This window comes from Microcoleus sp. S28C3, assembly GCF_036700785.1.
Classification (GTDB): Bacteria; Cyanobacteriota; Cyanobacteriia; order Cyanobacteriales; family Microcoleaceae; genus Microcoleus; species Microcoleus asticus.
In genome coordinates this window covers 57,546-73,735 of the sequence record NZ_JAUBPO010000022.1, presented here as the reverse complement: position 1 = coordinate 73,735, position 16,190 = coordinate 57,546, and the positions used below count along the sequence as shown (strand labels likewise).

Sequence of the window (16,190 nt, the reverse complement as noted above, 5' to 3'; positions counted from 1 at the left end):
CCGATCTAAAAATACGTATCCCTCAAAGTAACTCGCCGAGAGTTTGGCTCCAAACTCTACTGGTTTTCCTGCTTTTCCTCTCACAAGGGGACGGAGAGGTGGTTGGCTTAAACTGACAATTCTGTCTGAAATATTCTGTTCTTTATGTTCAGCTAGCCAGTGTTGTTGGCGATAGACTTCAGTCACGACTAGCAACATCTTATATTGCCTTTTATTCAGACTCCCTAGGTCAGCACCTAACTCCTTGAGCTGTTCAATGTGAGATAAGTTTCTTTTGATGTACTGGAGTTGCTTTTTAATTGCTTTTGTTTTTTGGTTTCGAGAAGGTCGTCGTTGCTTAGCAGCTTTTAAGTAATCTTTCCTCGCCTTGATACGGTAAGTTCGAGGTTTTTTCTTGACTTGACTTTTCAGAGGCTTATAGAGAGAATCTATAATTTTTTCGGTGTGTTTTAGGGCTGCGTTTAATAGTCCTAAGTCCGTCGGATAACTAATATCGGCTGGAGCGCAAGTCGCATCAAGGATTAATTTCCCGCGATTTTTCGGCAAATTGCTTTCTGCTTCTAACTTTTTTTTTCTGATTCCGAGTCAGCGGTTTCGCGTATTCTCTTCACCATTTTTTGATTGATTTTGTTAACTATATCGACACTTATTCTTTGTCGAAAATGAACCAATAACGATGGGTCGAAGGGCGCTTCATTGCTGTAGGATGATTGACCGATAAAGTATTGCAGGTAAAGGTTTTCTCGGATTTGTTCCACCGTCTCTCGATCGCTAATTCCCAATTTTTCCTTAATAATTAATGCCCCCAACGCCAGCCGAAATGATTTAGCCGGGGGTCCCTTTTCTGTCACGAAGTTTTGAGCAGAATATGCTTCAAATTCTGACCACGGAATTATTTTTGCCATAGACATCTCCGAAAACAATCAAAGCCTCTGTGTAGTTAAGCTCCTTGACGTAAATGTAATCATCCTAAATTAGCTAGTGTACACGATAAAACAAGACTTTAAGATACTTATTGTTGATAATTATCTCGAAATATTGAGCGACCTGTGTTAATTTTAATCTGACGATTTCCTCGCTTTTTATAATGGTAATATTAGCGCTCCTATTCGCAACCTTACTATTCCACAAATCGTTAAAATTACTTGCTCATATTTTTGGGGATTTAATCTAAATCTTTCTTGGGCAACTCGAAAGATCTTGACCGATCTAATTCGATGTTCCACAAAAATTCGGCGAGCAGAAAACGCTTTATTTTGTTCTTTTTGTTCTGTTGTTAATTCTCGTTTCCTAGGTTTTTTAATGGGAGTTGTTATTAAATCTTCTCCAACGTAAGCTTTATCTCCCTTAAATATGAGTTGAGGCTCAAACTCGGAGCGATATTCTCGGAATAAGGTTATATCGCTTTTAGGTCCAGGTTCCCCTGCCACAACATCAACTATATCTCTACCATCTGGCATGATAATTATTTGACTTTTAAATGTATGATTACTCTTCTTGCCTGAAAAGTATTTTTCTTGTTCATCACGAGTTCCAGGTCTTTCTCTGACTTGTTCGTAGGTATCTACTATTAATTCATATTCTGTGAGTATTTCCTTAACTCTTGCATGGTCAGCAGCGTTTTTTTTTACTTGTTCCAGCAAGCTAGATGGTAGCAATTCTCGCAAGAGCGCAAACCAATAGTTAAATGTATCATTAGCTGTAGACTCACTTACTCCAAACTGAATGCCCAGAAGTTGAAATGTTGTCATATGCCTAAGATAAATCAAGGTTAAAATTATTTGTTCGGGAATAGATAGTTTGGGTTTTCGACCTCCTCCACCCGTAATAATTCTCACTTTTTTTGATTCTAGTAAAGCTTGTTTTTCATGATGTAATCGTTCGGCATTTTGGAGCAATTGTTGTAACTGTTCATATTCCAGGCCAATTAATCGCTGTGTTTCTTTATGATTCTCTTCAATATGATTCAGGATGTCGCTCATGTTTCTGTCTCAAAAAAGCTTTACGCTCTTCTTGTACCACAAAATGTTACTATTTTGGAGATGTCTCATGATGACCCAACGATTATCTGCTGCCAACGCGCATCCGTTGGGGAGTTCAAAGTCTGCTGCTGGGCTTGGGGCTTGCTCAACTTTTCGGTACACGATCGCAGGTGGTGATGCACGGGTTTTGAGCCATCTTACCAGCAATGCTTGCTTTTGACTACCCCAGCCGCGCTGACAAACCCATAAAACATCTAGTTTTTCTCTTTATTCAGCAAGCCCTATTTAATAATTTACTAGCGGGTTTTACTTGCTGGCGATTGAAACAACTTCTACTTGGGGATGAGAAGAAACCGGGAAAAAGCCTCCTTCGCGCATTTCTTGAATGCTCTCTTTAACCGCCTGAATGATGCGATCGATCTCTTCATTAGTGTGAGCGGTGGAGAGAAAGCAGCTACGACCTTCGGATATGAAAATACGCTTTTCGAGTAAGTGAAAAAGTAGCGGATCTATCTCAACGGATGCAGCAGCGCGAAATTGCGATCCGAAATTTACAAGCCAGACAGAGACTTCATTTTCTTTGAAATAAGCATTCAGGGTTTGAACTAGCTGCGAAGTTCGCTGATTCAACTGCTGCTGAAGGGTTGGGCCTTGACTTTTAAGATAGCGCAGCACGGAACGCGCAGCGGCCAGAGCAAGTGGGTGCTTGCAAAAAGTGCCGGCAAAAATTGTTGTTTTTACCTGGGGGTAGGAATCATCGCCGTAGTTCCACAAACCGCCGTCAATTTTATCCATATAAGCAGCTTTTCCAGCGATAATTCCAATGGGCATACCGCCCCCGACAATTTTACCGTAAGTTGCAATATCTGCCTCAATGCCAAACCACGCCTGCGCCCCGCCTTGATGAATTCGAAAACCGGTGACCATTTCATCAAAAATCAGCGCAATTTCTGATTCTTTTGTTAATTGTCTGAGTTGGTGGAGAAATTCTTTAGGTTGCAAATCGAGACGGCGGCTTTGCACCGGCTCCACGAGAACCGCCGCTAATTCGTGCTGATGAGCTTTGATAATTTCCAGGGAATGAGGGTTTCCGTAATCCAAAAGTAAAACATCTTCAATAAAATTAGCGGGAATTCCTGGCGCTTTTGGAATGGTGCGTAAATCGCCATTTATCTTTTTTACTACAGCGAGAATTTGATCGAAATGACCGTGATAAGAACCAGAAAACAAAGCAATTTTATTGCGTTTAGTTGCCGCTCTAGCTAATCGTAGGGCTGCCATTACCGCTTCTGTGCCGGTATTAGAAAAAGCGACGCGCTCCATCCCCGTCAGTTCGCAGATTAATTCCGCAACTTCTCCGGCAAGTTCTGCTTGTGGGCCAATTTGTACGCCGCGATCGAGTTGCTCTAATAGGGCTTCTTTAATAAAGGGCGGATTATGACCTAAAAGATTGATGCCCAATCCCATTGTGATATCGATGTATTCGTTGCCATCAACATCCCACATTTTAGAGCCGAGCGATCGCTCGGCGACAATGGGATAAAACATCTCCTTGACGGGAAAGCGAAACCCATTTGAAGCCCGATTATCAGCGAGAACCGGACGGTATTTTTGCGCGAAATTCTTAGAGGTCTTTGTGCGCTCGGTGTAGCGCTCTATCAGCGCTTTCATGTGTCTTTGCTGCAATTGTTCGTTCATTTTGAATTCTCCAGAGTTTGAGTCAGGTAGGGGCGCAATGCTTTGCGCCCTTACAGTTTTTAATTGCGGCTACCTATCAAGCCACAATCGACGAAATAGGAAAAATAAGTCCGAAACAAACTCGCATCCGCTTGCGGGCAGATAATGTCCGTTCCAGAAAGTCCCTTCAACGCCTTCTGGCAATCGAATTGGAGCGTGGCAGATTTAGCCATTTCTGCTTCCGAAACTTTTTCGGAGAAAAGACCGACAAGCGGATACAACGCATTTTCTGGAGAATATCCAGCGCGATTGATTATTTCTGCTTGCCAAGTCTCAGAAGAAACTTGTTTGATTGGATAACCCATTGAGCAAATCCAGCCAAGCAATTCACTCATCTGAAAAGACTGAGGGTTGACTAAATGAAAAGTCTTTCCAAGCAATTCTTTTTGCCTCGAAAGATGAACTATCGCTCGGCTCACATAGTCAACAGGCGCTACATTCATCAGCTTATCGTCATCGGGCGCACATCCAAGTTGCACGCAACCAGCGATTAACCTGTACAGTAAATCGCTGGGATTGCAGGCCCCTGTTTGGCTGTCCCCAGAAATGCGACCTGGCCTGTAAATGCTAACAGGAATCCCGCGACCGCGCGCGACCTCTACTAACTTTTCTGCCACCCACTTAGTCTGAGTGTAAGCGCCTTTTAGACCCTCTCCCGGAGTGAGTTCATCTTCCTCTCGCACCAGCTTAATCCCAGATTCTCCCGTTGCCGAGAAAACGGAAATCGTAGAAATTAAATGGACTGGTTTTAGCTTACTTTGACTCGCCAATCTCAGAACTTCCTGCGTCCCCAAAACGTTAGCGGGTTTGAGAACCGAGTAGGGATAAGTAAACTTGACAAACGCGCCATTGTGGTAAATGACATCAATTTTACTGGCTAAAACTCGGAACTGCTCCTCGGAAAGCCCCAAAAGTGGTTGAGACAAATCTCCAGCAATTGGGATAATGCGATCACTGCTGCTTTCATCCCAAATTAAATAGGATTCGAGGCTGCTTTGAATCCGCTTTTTAGCTGATTCTAAATCGGCTGAACGGACTAGGCAATAAATTTCTGCTTGAGTTTGTTGCAAGAGGTCGCGGAGTAAAAACGCTCCCAAAAAGCCCGTCGCCCCTGTTAAGAGAATGCAAGCGGGTTCACTTTTTGGCTCGCTCAATGGAGTTTCTGGGCGAATTGCCGGATCTAAAACAACTTCAGCGTTAATATCGAAAATTGCAGTGCGATCGCCCGCAGTATCTGCCCCATGCTTCACCTCAATATTCTTTGCTAAAGCAGCGATGGTAGGCGCTTCAAAGAAACGGCGCAAGGCTAATTCCTTTTGGAAAGAATCTCTTACCTTTGCTAGCAACCGAGTAATCAGTAATGAATGTCCCCCCAAATCAAAAAAATTGTCATGAATTCCCACTTTTTCCAGCCCTAGCAGCTCACCCCAAATCTGAGCCAGCATTTTCTCAATGGGAGTGCTAGGAGCGACAAAAGTATCTGCTAAATCGGCTCTCGCCACCTCCGGTGCTGGCAGCGCCCGCCGGTCTATTTTTCCATTAGCAGTGAGGGGCAATGCTTTCAGTACGACCAAAGCAGAAGGAACCATGTAGTCGGGCAGTTTTTCTTTTAAAAATGACCGCAGCTCGTTAATAGCGATCGCTGATTCCCTCGCGGGTACAACATAGGCCACTAAGCGGTGATTCCCCAGTTCATTTTCCAGTAGCAAAACTACTGCTTCGCGCACAGCGGAATGTTGAGATAGCGCTGCTTCTATTTCCCCCAATTCAATGCGGAACCCTCGCAGTTTAACTTGGCTGTCGATCCGCCCTAAAAACTCAATATTTCCGTCCGGCAAATACCGAGCCAAATCTCCTGTTTTATAAAGGCGATTTGAAGGTATAGCTAAGGAATCAGAAGAAAGAATGCCTTCGGCATTTATCAAAGGGTTGATGATGAATCTTTCTGCGGTTAATTGGGGTTGGTTTAGATAGCCGCGAGCTAAAGAAGCACCGCCGATGTATAACTCGCCGGACACGCCAATGGCAACTGGCTGCAAGTGCGAATCGAGTAAATAAATCTGCGCGTTATTGATAGGGCGACCGAGAGGAACTGTCTCAGAAATGCAATTGTCTCGGTTTTTGATGGAATAAGCCAGCACGCCTACGGTTGCTTCTGTTGGCCCGTAGTGGTTGAAAACTGAACAGTCGGGGGCGTATTTCTGAATAGTTTCGAGCAAATTCCAACTTAAGGCTTCGCCGCCAAGGATTAATCGCTTTTTAGGCAAAACCTGCGCCGGAGCGGAAGCAGTTAATAAAGCTTTTAGATGGGAGGGAACGATTTTGAGACAGTCAATGGAATGCTGCTGAAAGTAAGCAGCGATCGCCTCTGGATCGGTGGCGCGTTCCTGGGAAATTATGTGAAGGCTTCCTCCCGTACATAAAGCTGGAAAAATTACTGTATTTCCTAAGTCTGCTGCCAAGGTAGAAACTGTTGCGAAACTGGCACCTGATGGCAGGCTTAGCTGTTCCTGAATGCTGTAGAGGTAATTGACGAGCGATCGGTGTTCAATTGCCACTCCCTTTGGCGTGCCAGTGGAACCGGAAGTATAAATGACATAAGCTAAATTTTCAGGAGAGACAGGAGGAGAGGGAGAGGGGGAGACAGAGGGAATTTCTGCGTCTAAGCAAACGATTTTTGCCTGAGTTTTTGGCAAGTTTTCGATTAGCTGTTGTTGCGTTAATATCACTGCCAATTCGGCATCCTGCAACATCAAGGCGAGGCGCTCTTTTGGCATGGCCGGATCGAGTGGCAAGTACGCGCCGCCTGCTTTGAGAATGCCGAGCATTCCGGCGATCGCATCCACCGATCGCTCAGCACAAATTCCCACTAATCCTTCGGATTTAACTCCTAATTGTTGTAGGTAATGAGCGATTTTGTTGGCGCGGTCGTTGAGTTCCCGGTAAGTGAGTTGCTGATTTTCACAGATAACCGCAAGGCGATCTGGTACGCGCTCCACTTGTTGCTCAAATAGCTGGTGAATGCACTTGTCTTTTGGGTAATCTTTCTGTTTTTGGTTGAACTCAACTAAGACTTGGTGGCGGGCGCGGCCGCTCAGAATTTCCAACTCGCCGAGAGCGGTTTCTGGGTGATTAGCTGCACTTTTTATTAAGGTGTAGAATTGCTCTGCTAAACATTCGATCGCTTGTTCCCCTATCAATGCCGGATCGTAGTGAAACTCAGCGATGAGAGCATCCTCTCGGCGCACGCAGGAGAGTTTAACTTTGAAGCGATCGCCGCAGACATATTGCTGGTAAATCGAAAAATCTACGCCAGCCACCGCATACTTTTCTACTTGTTCCTCGAACTCAAAGCAAAATGGCAATCCAGCCGGTCCGTTTATATCTTCCCGGTTGAAATATTCCTGCCATTTATAAGCCTCGCTTTCGGATTGCTGAATTTCCTGCCAAACTTCCTGAAAGGTAAAATTTTCTTGCAGTTGGCTGCGAAGCGGTAAAAACTTGGCAAATAGACCGAGTGCTGGCTCTAATTCTTCATATTTGCGATTGTCGAAGGCGGTGCCAACAATGATTTCTGCCTTTCCCGCCAACCGCCAGAGCAACGTTTTCCAGCAAGCAAGAAAGAAAACAGAGATTGATGTATCGTAGCGGCGGGCGATCGCTTCTATTTCTTCTAGTAAGCTCGGTTCTATTTTAACCTCAAAACACTTGGGTTCAAAGGCATCAGAAACGCCGATTGTTTTATTTTCAAAAGGCAATTTGAAACTGGCTAGCGCCGAGTAATCCCGCTCAGTCCAATATTTTTTGCCCTCTGCCGCCTCTTCATCCTCAATCAATTCATTCTGCCATTCCGAATATTGGACATATTGCACCACTTCGTCGGCGAATTCCTCACCTTGCAAGCAAGCTGCATAACACTGGCTAATTTCTCGAATTAGATTTTCGAGGGTGCGGGAATCGGCGCACAGGGAAGGCAGGCTGACAACCAAAATGTGCCTGTTTGCTGATAGAGAAATTAAGGATAAGCGCCAAATTGGATTTTGTTCAAAGTTGAAAGCTGAGCGCTTTTCGTTTTGAAAATTTTCAAGGAGTTTAGCCGCTTGTTCTGGCGGTGTCAAGCATTCAAGATTAACACTCTGCCAGGAAACTAAGCTGCGATCGTTTATCACTTGAATCGGAAATTTAATCCCAGAACGTCGCTGAAAGCTCGTCCGCAGAATTTCGTGGCGATCGCTGACTTTTTGCAGCGCTTCTTTTAAGGCATTTGGTTGGAGATTGCCCTGGATCGAAATCGCACATTGAGCGCGATAAGCGGGACTATCTTGTTGCAACAGCCACATATATTTTTGTTGAGGAGAAAGCCGAAATCCATTAATTGTTTGCATTGGTTATATTGATTTATGTTTTAGGAGCGCCAGGGAATTAACTCCCTGGCTAATAGATCGAGTCCGTTAAAACAGACTATGGTAAAGGCTTTGAAGTGGCGACTCCTGGCAATTATCAATTCCTAGCAGAGTCGGATAAAGCCGAATTTGGCGGGATAGAAGTCAGCTTTTAAATCTCTGCTTCACCGATCATTTCGCCCATCGCCACCACAATTTTTCGCGACCCGACAAATGGATTGCGGCTGTGAGCAGCCAACATATTATCTAACATTAATATGTCGCCTGATTCCCAAGGGAAACTAACTGTTGCCTGCTGATAGACGGCCTGAATTTCTGCCATTACCGAGTCTTCAATAGGAGTGCCGTCGCCGTAATAAACATTGCGAGGCAGGTTTCCTTCTCCAAAGACAGATAATAAGGAGTTGCGGACGGCCGGATCTAAGCAGGAAATGTGGTGCAAAGGAAGTTGGTTAAAAAATACCATCTCTCCAGTTTTGGGGTGCTTGGCGATCGCCGGACGCAGCTTGCGAGTTCTGAGGTTATTTCCGTCTTTCCACTCAAATTCTATCCCCGCTTGACCGCAATATTGTTCCACCTCAGTTTTATGAGCCGTTTTGAAAAATTCTTGCCAGCTTACATCGAGTCCGTCGGTGTAATTGCGGACGTACATCAGTTGCTTTTGGGCAAATTTTTCTCGGAGTTTGGGGTCGAGCAACTGGTAAACTTTCCGGCAATCAACGATCGGGGTTTCGCCGCCTGACTGCGCGGGTTGAACGCAGAAAAACCAGATTTTCATTGGCCAGCGGTGCAGGTGCGAACTTTCGTTGTGAAAAAAGATGGTTTGCTCGGCGGGATAAGGGGTCGAACCGTAAACTTTTCCGCCGATTCCTTCGCGCGGCAAATCTCCGTACTCGCCGAACAGTTGCGGACAAATCCCCAAGGCAAACTGCTCGAAAGTAGAAACTAAGGGCTCGATGAAGCCTCGAAACAAAATTGCACCGTGTTGCTGCAATTTGGTCTCGATCAAAGTTCGGTTGTTTTTCGCCCAATCAATGAGATCGACATCGCTGGCAGCGGGTTTAATGACTAGCGGGAATAGTTCTCCAGGCTGGAGAAATTCGGTTTTGATCAACTCGCCGTCTGGCAGAGTGACTACTTTCGGTTTAACACTCTTAAACTTGCTAAAATTCAGCTTTTCGCGCTTGACTTTTTGCATTGCTTGTTGTTCTTTTTCCACTTCCGTGAGAATTTCTAAGTTATTTAACCGAGTCTCAGGCTGCGCCACAATGCTGTTGAGTAAGGTTTCAAAACGGCTGGACATTTGCTCGATGGCTGCGGCCTCGAAAAGGTCAGCGTTGTACTTCCAAGCGCCTGCAATTCCTTGCTCGGTTTCTCCCACGAAGAGAACTAAATCAAATTTCGCAATTCCGCTGTCAAGTTCTAAGGGAGTCAAAGTTAACCCGCCTAGCTCTAAAGCAGGCATGGGCATATTTTGCATGACGAATAAGACTTGAAAGAGCGGTGTTTGATTCAGGCTGCGATCGGGCCGCAATTCCTCCACCAATTTGTCGAATGGTAAATCCTGGTGAGCGTAGGCTTTTAAGGTGACTTCGCGCACGCGATCGAGCAATTCAATGAAAGTAGGATTGCCGCTGAGATCGCCGCGCAAAAGCAAGATATTGACAAAGAAACCAATCAGAGCTTCTGTTTCCAATTGGGTGCGGTTGGCGAGGTCGGTGCCAACCACCATGTCATCCTGATTTGTCGATCGATATAGCAGCGTTTCAAGAGCAGCTAGCAACGTCATAAATAGGGTGACATTTTGTTGGCGGCTCAGCTTGCTGAGCGCTGCGGAAAGGTTTGGGGAAAGCTGGAAAGGTTGAAGGGCAGCGCGATAGGTAGAAACAGCGGCGCGCGGTTGTTTGGCAGGCAGTTGCAGCACTGGTAAGGGATTGCCTAAATGTTGCTTCCAATAGGAAAGTTTTTCTTCTAAAACTTCCCCAGAGAGCCAGTTTCGCTGCCACACGGCATAATCGGCGTATTGGATTGAAAGTTCGGGAAGTGGGGAGGGTTTGCCAGTGCAAAAAGCTTCGTAGAGCGTTGCCATTTCCCGCACGAGTACCCCGAGAGACCAGCCATCTGCAACGATGTGATGGATGGTTAGCAATAAGATAAATTCTGTGTCGCCTAACTGTAGCAAAGTGACTCGCATTAATGGCCAGTTTGCTAGGTCAAAAGGTTGCCGCGCTTCCTCGGCGGCGAGCCGCATGGCTTCTGCTTCTCGCTGAGATTGAGGAAAGTGTTGCAAATCTACAAGTGAGAGCGCGAAAGTAGGTTCGGGAATTATCAATTGAATGGGCCGCCCTTCCACCGCGCCAAAAGTTGTCCGCAAGGCTTCGTGGCGATTGATAACTGCTTGGAAACTGCGCTCTAATGCTGTCACGTCGATCGCACCTTTCAAGCGCACGGCTGCGGGGATATTGTAAGCCGGATCGCCCGGTTGCAACCGATCGAGGAACCAGAGCCGCTGTTGTGCGAAAGAAAGGGGCAATTCTGGACCTCGCGGTGCGCGATCGATGGGGGGTGCTTCCAGTTTTTGCTCGCTGCTGCTGATTTGGGAAATGCGATCGCTCAAACTTGCCACTGTTGGCGATTCAAATAAGACGCGCAGGGGCAATTCAATTTTAAAGGCTTCTCGCAGGCGCGCGATCGCCTGAGTAGCTAATAGGGAATGTCCTCCCAATTCAAAGAAGTTATCCTCGCTGCCAATTCCCTCGATGCCTAAGACTTCGGTCCAGATGCCAGCAACCATTTCCTCTATCGGCGATCGCACCGCGGAGATCGCGCTTTTTTCCGGTGCAGGCAGCGATCGGCGATCCACCTTCCCGTTGGGCAAAAGCGGCAGCGCCTCCAGCAGCACGAAGGCTGAAGGCACCATATACTCCGGCAATTTTTGTTTTAAATCGCCGCATAACTCATCTGCCAGGCTCGAAGATTGAAACTCTGAAAAACTGTTTTCTGCCTGGTGCCCAGCGATATAGGCGACTAGACGCTTGTTGCCGGGGTTATCTTCCCTGACGATAACTGCCGTCTCCCGCACGGCTGGATGTCGCTCCAATACAGCCTCTATTTCTCCTAGTTCGATGCGGAAACCGCGAATTTTTACCTGGCGATCGATGCGCCCTAGAAATTCGATCGTTCCATCGGGAAGCCACCGCCCTAAATCTCCGGTTTTGTACATTAAATCTTTGTCAATTCCTGGCAGCGGTTTTGCTGTATTTGGAAAGGGATTTTCAACAAAGCTTAATTGAGTATTCTTTTCATCTTTCCAATAGCCCTCGCCGACGCCAAATCCCGACACGCAAATCTCTCCCGGCACTCCGACGGGCACTAACTTCATCTGAGAGTCGAGGATGTAAAGATTTAAATTGGCGAGGGGTTGGCCAATGGATAGCGATCGCTGATTTTCCGGCAAAGGTTTATCAAGAATTGCCTGCGTAATATCGTCAGCCGCTTCTGTAGGGCCGTAAGCATTGACAACGCCGATCGAGGGATACAGGCGCAACCACTGATTCGCCAACTCTACCGAGACGGATTCTCCCGTTACCATCATCCATTTTAAATTGGGGAACGCTCGTTGCTGCGGCGAGAATTTTGAAAGATAATCTGTCAATCCTCGGACAACGGTGGGAACGAGTTCGACGAGGGTTAATTTTTGTTTTTGAATGACTTCAAACAATTTTTCTGGATTGTAAATTGTTTCCGCGTCGGCAATTACGGTTTTTCCGCCAATTAAAAGAGGCGCTAAAAATTGCCAAACCGAAATATCCGATGAAGCGGGAGCGCTTTGCAAAAAAGCAAATTCTTCAGTCAATCCCAGCGCCTCAAATTGGGCGTAAATGTGATTGAGCGCGCCGCCGTGTCGGATAATAGCTGCCTTGGGCAATCCGGTGGAACCGGAGGTATAAATTGCGTAAGCTGGATCGGTTCCGCAATTGCTAGTTTCTAAATTGGCTGCAGGCAGTTTATCGAAATCGCGGCGATCGCATATCTGAACCTCGGCGGCGGAGCTCGCCGCGCCCTCCGGCTTGACATCTAAACAAGCCAAATATTTTAACTGAGGGCAATACTCGATTTGGCTTGCCAAAATCTCTAAAAATGAAGCGTCTGTTAAGAGAATCGGCACTTCGCTGTGAGAAAGCATATAGCGAATTCTCTCAGCAGGATAAGTGCTGTCAATGGGAACGTATACTCCCCCCGCTTTTAAAATAGCGAGAATAGCGATGAGAAAATTCGGACTCCGTTTTTGCAGAATTCCGACCAGTTGTCGATTTTTGACTCCTAAACTTTGCAAAAATCTGGCGAGTTGATTCGCTTTGGCGTTCAGTTCGCGATAAGTTAACTGAGTTTCTTCAAAAACAACAGCTATGCGATCGGGCGTTTTTTCGACTTGGCTTTCAAATAACTCGTGAATCGTTCGCTCGACAGGATACTCTCTAGCATTGTCGTTAAAATTTTCTAAGAGCTGGCGGATTTCCGATTTGCTTAAAAAACTAAGATCCGCAATTTTCAGGTGAATGTTGTTGGTGACGTTTTCCAAAAGATTGACATAGTGTGCCGTCAGTCTTCTGATGGTTTCATCTTTGAAAAGCAAGCCGCTGTACTCAATTTTGCCGACAATCCGATTGCCATCGACTTTCAAAGCAATTGTTAAATCATTGCCGAGTTCCGCTAGATCGCTTGCAGAGTGAATGTTTTCCCATAAAACCGCTACGTCAAAAATTGGACAGCGACTCTGATTATCAGGAAGTTTTAACAACCGCACTAATTCTGCAAACGGATAATTTTGGTGGCTGTATGCAGCGATCGCAGTATCTTTGAGTTGCAGCAGAAACTCTTTAAAAGTCAGTTGAGGAGTTACAGTGGAGCGCAGCGGAACCACTGGATTAATTAAGCGATCGCTTTTTTCTGGGTTATAAACCGGCGAGCCGACAATAACATCCCTATTGCTCGTATATTTGTGGAGCAGTATTTTAGCGGTAGCGAGGAGAATTAGATAAATTGACAAATCGGATTTTTTCGCCCACTTAAAAATCGTTTCAGACAGTTGGCTCGACAGTTCAAATGCGACCTCTCGCTCTTGACCGCTATCTAGCACAGGTCTTACATAATCGGCTATCAAAGTTGTCTCCGGCAGTTCCCCGGATAGCTTGTTTAACCAATAAATTTGTTGAGACAACAAGTTATCAGAAATGGGGGTAAGCGGCCTGATTTGATTGGCTACGGCTATCATCGATCGTCTCCTCACATTATTAAAAAAATTGGAAAAAGTTATGGCAATTAGGAATTCAAGCAATCGGACAAGGCTTGTTTGAGAATCAGGCAGCCTTTTTTCAAAATCGGCCATTCTATAGTTAGCGGGGGCAAGATTTTGATCGCGGTATCATTTCTCCCAACTCTTTCGACGATTAATCCCAACTCGAAACACCGCGAAGTGACCTTTTTAGCAAAACTGGCACCGCCAAACTTTACCAAATCAATGCCCCAAATTAAACCAATTCCTCGGATCTCTATTTTTTCGCTGATGGGGGCGATTTCTTCGGCGAGGAATTTTTTTAACAAAAACTCTTTCACTTGTACTTCGGGTTCAAGGCGGATATTTTCTCGATACTCTAGAGCAGCGGCAGCTCCTACGAAAGCGAGTTGATTTCCCCGAAATGTACCCGTATGTTCGCCCGGTTCCCAAATATCCAACTCAGGTTTAATTAACAAAAGCGACATCGGAAAGCCGTAACCGCTGATCGATTTGGAGAGGATTACCAGATCGGGAACGATATTAGCTCTTTCAAATGAGAAGAATGGCCCTGTCCGCCCGCAACCCACTTGAATGTCGTCGCAAATTAATAAAATGTCGTGGCGATCGCACAAGTCTCTGAGTTGTTGCATCCACTCGACGGGCGCGACAATTACTCCGCCTTCAGCTTGCACCGTTTCAAAAATAATTGCCGCTGGTTTTTCGATTCCAGAATTGACATCATTTAGGACTGCTTCGATATAACCGATAGTATTAAAACTTTCCATGAACCCATAGGGATAGGGCATAAAAGTGACGTTATTTGAGGTTACGCCTGCCCCCGCTCTCGCTGCGAGATTGCCAGTCGCAGCTAAACTGCCTAACGTCATGCCGTGATAGGCTCCCATGAATGAGAAAATGCCCGGTCTTTTCTTGATTTTTCTGGCTAATTTCAAAGCTGCTTCAACGGCATTCGTTCCCGTTGGGCCGCAAAACTGAACTTTATAATCCAGCTTTTTCGGTTCTAAGACAAACGAAAAGAATTTTTCTAAAAATTCTTTTTTGGCTGAGGTGTGCATATCTAATCCGTGCGCGATCGCGTCCGATTCCAGATACGCTATTACTTTATGCTTGATATAGTCATTGTTGTGTCCGTAATTCAGCGCCCCTGCGCCTGCTAAAAAATCGATATATTCCGCTCCTGTTTCGGAATATATGATAGAATCTTTTGCCCGATGGAATATATCGGGAAAATTTCGGCAGTAGCTTCTGACATTAGACTCGCGACTTTCAAAAATATTTGCTGACTGACTTGGCTTTTGTAGGGCGATGCGATGCATGGCAACTTTCTCACTCTAGTTAATTTGTTAGTTACGCGGCGGACAATTCAAAACTAAACGTTACTTCTTTTTCCAGACTTAACGTCATGGGATACTCGCGATCTATCGGCAACAGCAAGTCCTTCAGGAGCGCGTTTGGTTGCGCCAAGATGCCCTGAATCAATCTCTCGAAATCCTCCAGAATGTGAGTAATTGTGGCTAGCTCGAAGCGGCGGAAATCGTAATTGATGCCGATGCAGAACTTTAGATCCGGATACACGGCAACAGTCAGGGGATAGTTAGTTTTGTAAAAATTCGGCGCATTGAAGAAAATCGTCGAGTTCGAGATTTCTAGACGGCCTTCCCATTTTTCCAAGAGTGAATCCACAGGCGCGTTTTCATACACCAAGATACTCTCGAACAAAGGCCTGCTTCGCGGCACTTGACTCCACCCTTGAATATCAACTAGCGGACTCCACTCGTACTGGCGCATTTCCAGTAATTGTTCTTGAAGCTGCCTCAGCCAAACTAGCAGAGATTGGTCAGAAGCTACCTCGATCCATACGGGCAAGCTGTTAACAAATAGCCCAATTAGCGGCTCGTCTTGTAGTAATTCTACTGGGCGTCCCGCCACCGTACATCCGTAGACGACTTTGCGATCGCCGCTGTAGTAACTAAGGAGAATTGCCCACGCTCCCTGAAAGATCGTACTTAATGTAAGCTGGTGCTGCCGCGAAAAAGATTGCAGCGCTGCTGTAGTTTCTGGCGATAAATAGATTCTCTGTTCGTCGTATTTTTCCTCTGAATTGAAGGCGCTGCTAGCATCTAGATTGTTGAGGGAAGTAGGCGATCGCAATTCTCCGAGCGCCTGCCGCCAGTACGTCTGGGCTTTCGCTACGTCTTGTTTTTGCAACCATTCGATGTAGTCTCGGTAGGGAATGCTGGGCGCTAAATCTACCTTTTTCCCGTCACAAATCGCCTCGTAAATTTGAAGCACTTCGGCGAGGATCGTGGGGATTGACCACCCATCCATCACAATAAAATGTCTGCTCCAAATAAATTGGTAACAGTTGTCAGCGAGGCGAAACAAAGTCAGGCGCATCAAACACTCTTGGGAAAGGTCGAACCCTAAGGCGCGATCGCTATCCAGAAAAGTATTTAATTGCTCCTCCTGTTCCGCAGGATTTAGCCCCCGCCAGTCGTATTGCTCTAAGGGAACTGTTACTTGCTGATATACAACTTGTAACGGTTTGTTGATATCTTGCCAGAAAAAGCCTGTCCGCAAACTCGCGTGCCGGTTCGCTACTTGCTCCCAAGCGCTAGAGAAAGCCTCAACGTTGAGATTTCCCCGCAACACAAAGGGCATTTGGAAAAAATACAGTCCCAATTCCGGAGCGAATAAGCTATGAAAGAGAATGCCTTTCTGAATCGGCGAAAGTTCGTAAATATCCTCAATGTTTTCTACTTTCATGAA

Annotated in this window: 7 protein-coding genes and 1 pseudogene; 1 reads left to right on the top strand and 7 read right to left on the bottom strand. The window is 45.8% G+C overall.

Annotated features, from left to right (window positions below; all coding sequences use genetic code 11):
• Window positions 1–905 (bottom strand): annotated as a pseudogene (locus tag QUA13_RS09190) (IS5 family transposase); the annotation flags it as partial.
• Between the two features lie 177 nt (window positions 906–1,082).
• Window positions 1,083–1,982, bottom strand: a complete 900-nt coding sequence (locus tag QUA13_RS09185; protein WP_333198062.1) for a transposase family protein — start codon at window positions 1,980–1,982, stop codon at window positions 1,083–1,085.
• A 67-nt stretch (window positions 1,983–2,049) separates the two neighbouring features.
• Between QUA13_RS09185 and QUA13_RS09180 the strand changes: the two genes are divergently transcribed.
• Window positions 2,050–2,202, top strand: a complete 153-nt coding sequence (locus QUA13_RS09180) for a hypothetical protein (RefSeq protein ID WP_333198063.1) — start codon at window positions 2,050–2,052, stop codon at window positions 2,200–2,202.
• A gap of 86 nt (window positions 2,203–2,288) precedes the next feature.
• Here QUA13_RS09180 and QUA13_RS09175 read toward each other — a convergent pair whose 3' ends face one another.
• The 5 genes from QUA13_RS09175 to QUA13_RS09155 all read right to left on the bottom strand — a co-directional run bounded on the left by QUA13_RS09175 (window position 2,289) and on the right by QUA13_RS09155 (window position 16,187).
• The gene (locus tag QUA13_RS09175; protein ID WP_333198061.1) at window positions 2,289–3,680 is read right to left on the bottom strand and encodes an aspartate aminotransferase family protein; all 1,392 of its coding nucleotides are present in this window, start codon (window positions 3,678–3,680) and stop codon (window positions 2,289–2,291) included.
• Window positions 3,681–3,739: 59 nt separating this feature from the next.
• Window positions 3,740–8,104, bottom strand: coding sequence for an amino acid adenylation domain-containing protein (locus QUA13_RS09170; RefSeq protein ID WP_333198060.1), 4,365 nt, complete (start codon window positions 8,102–8,104; stop codon window positions 3,740–3,742).
• A 169-nt stretch (window positions 8,105–8,273) separates the two neighbouring features.
• Entirely contained in the window at window positions 8,274–13,397 is a 5,124-nt protein-coding gene (locus QUA13_RS09165; RefSeq protein ID WP_333198059.1) for an amino acid adenylation domain-containing protein, read from the bottom strand.
• Window positions 13,398–13,444: 47 nt separating this feature from the next.
• Entirely contained in the window at window positions 13,445–14,737 is a 1,293-nt protein-coding gene (ectB, locus tag QUA13_RS09160; RefSeq protein WP_333198058.1) for a diaminobutyrate--2-oxoglutarate transaminase, read from the bottom strand.
• Window positions 14,738–14,768: 31 nt separating this feature from the next.
• Window positions 14,769–16,187 carry a condensation domain-containing protein gene (locus QUA13_RS09155; protein WP_333198057.1) on the bottom strand — a complete coding sequence of 473 codons (1,419 nt, stop codon included), beginning with the start codon at window positions 16,185–16,187 and terminating at the stop codon, window positions 14,769–14,771.
• Between the last annotated feature and the right edge of the window lie 3 nt (window positions 16,188–16,190).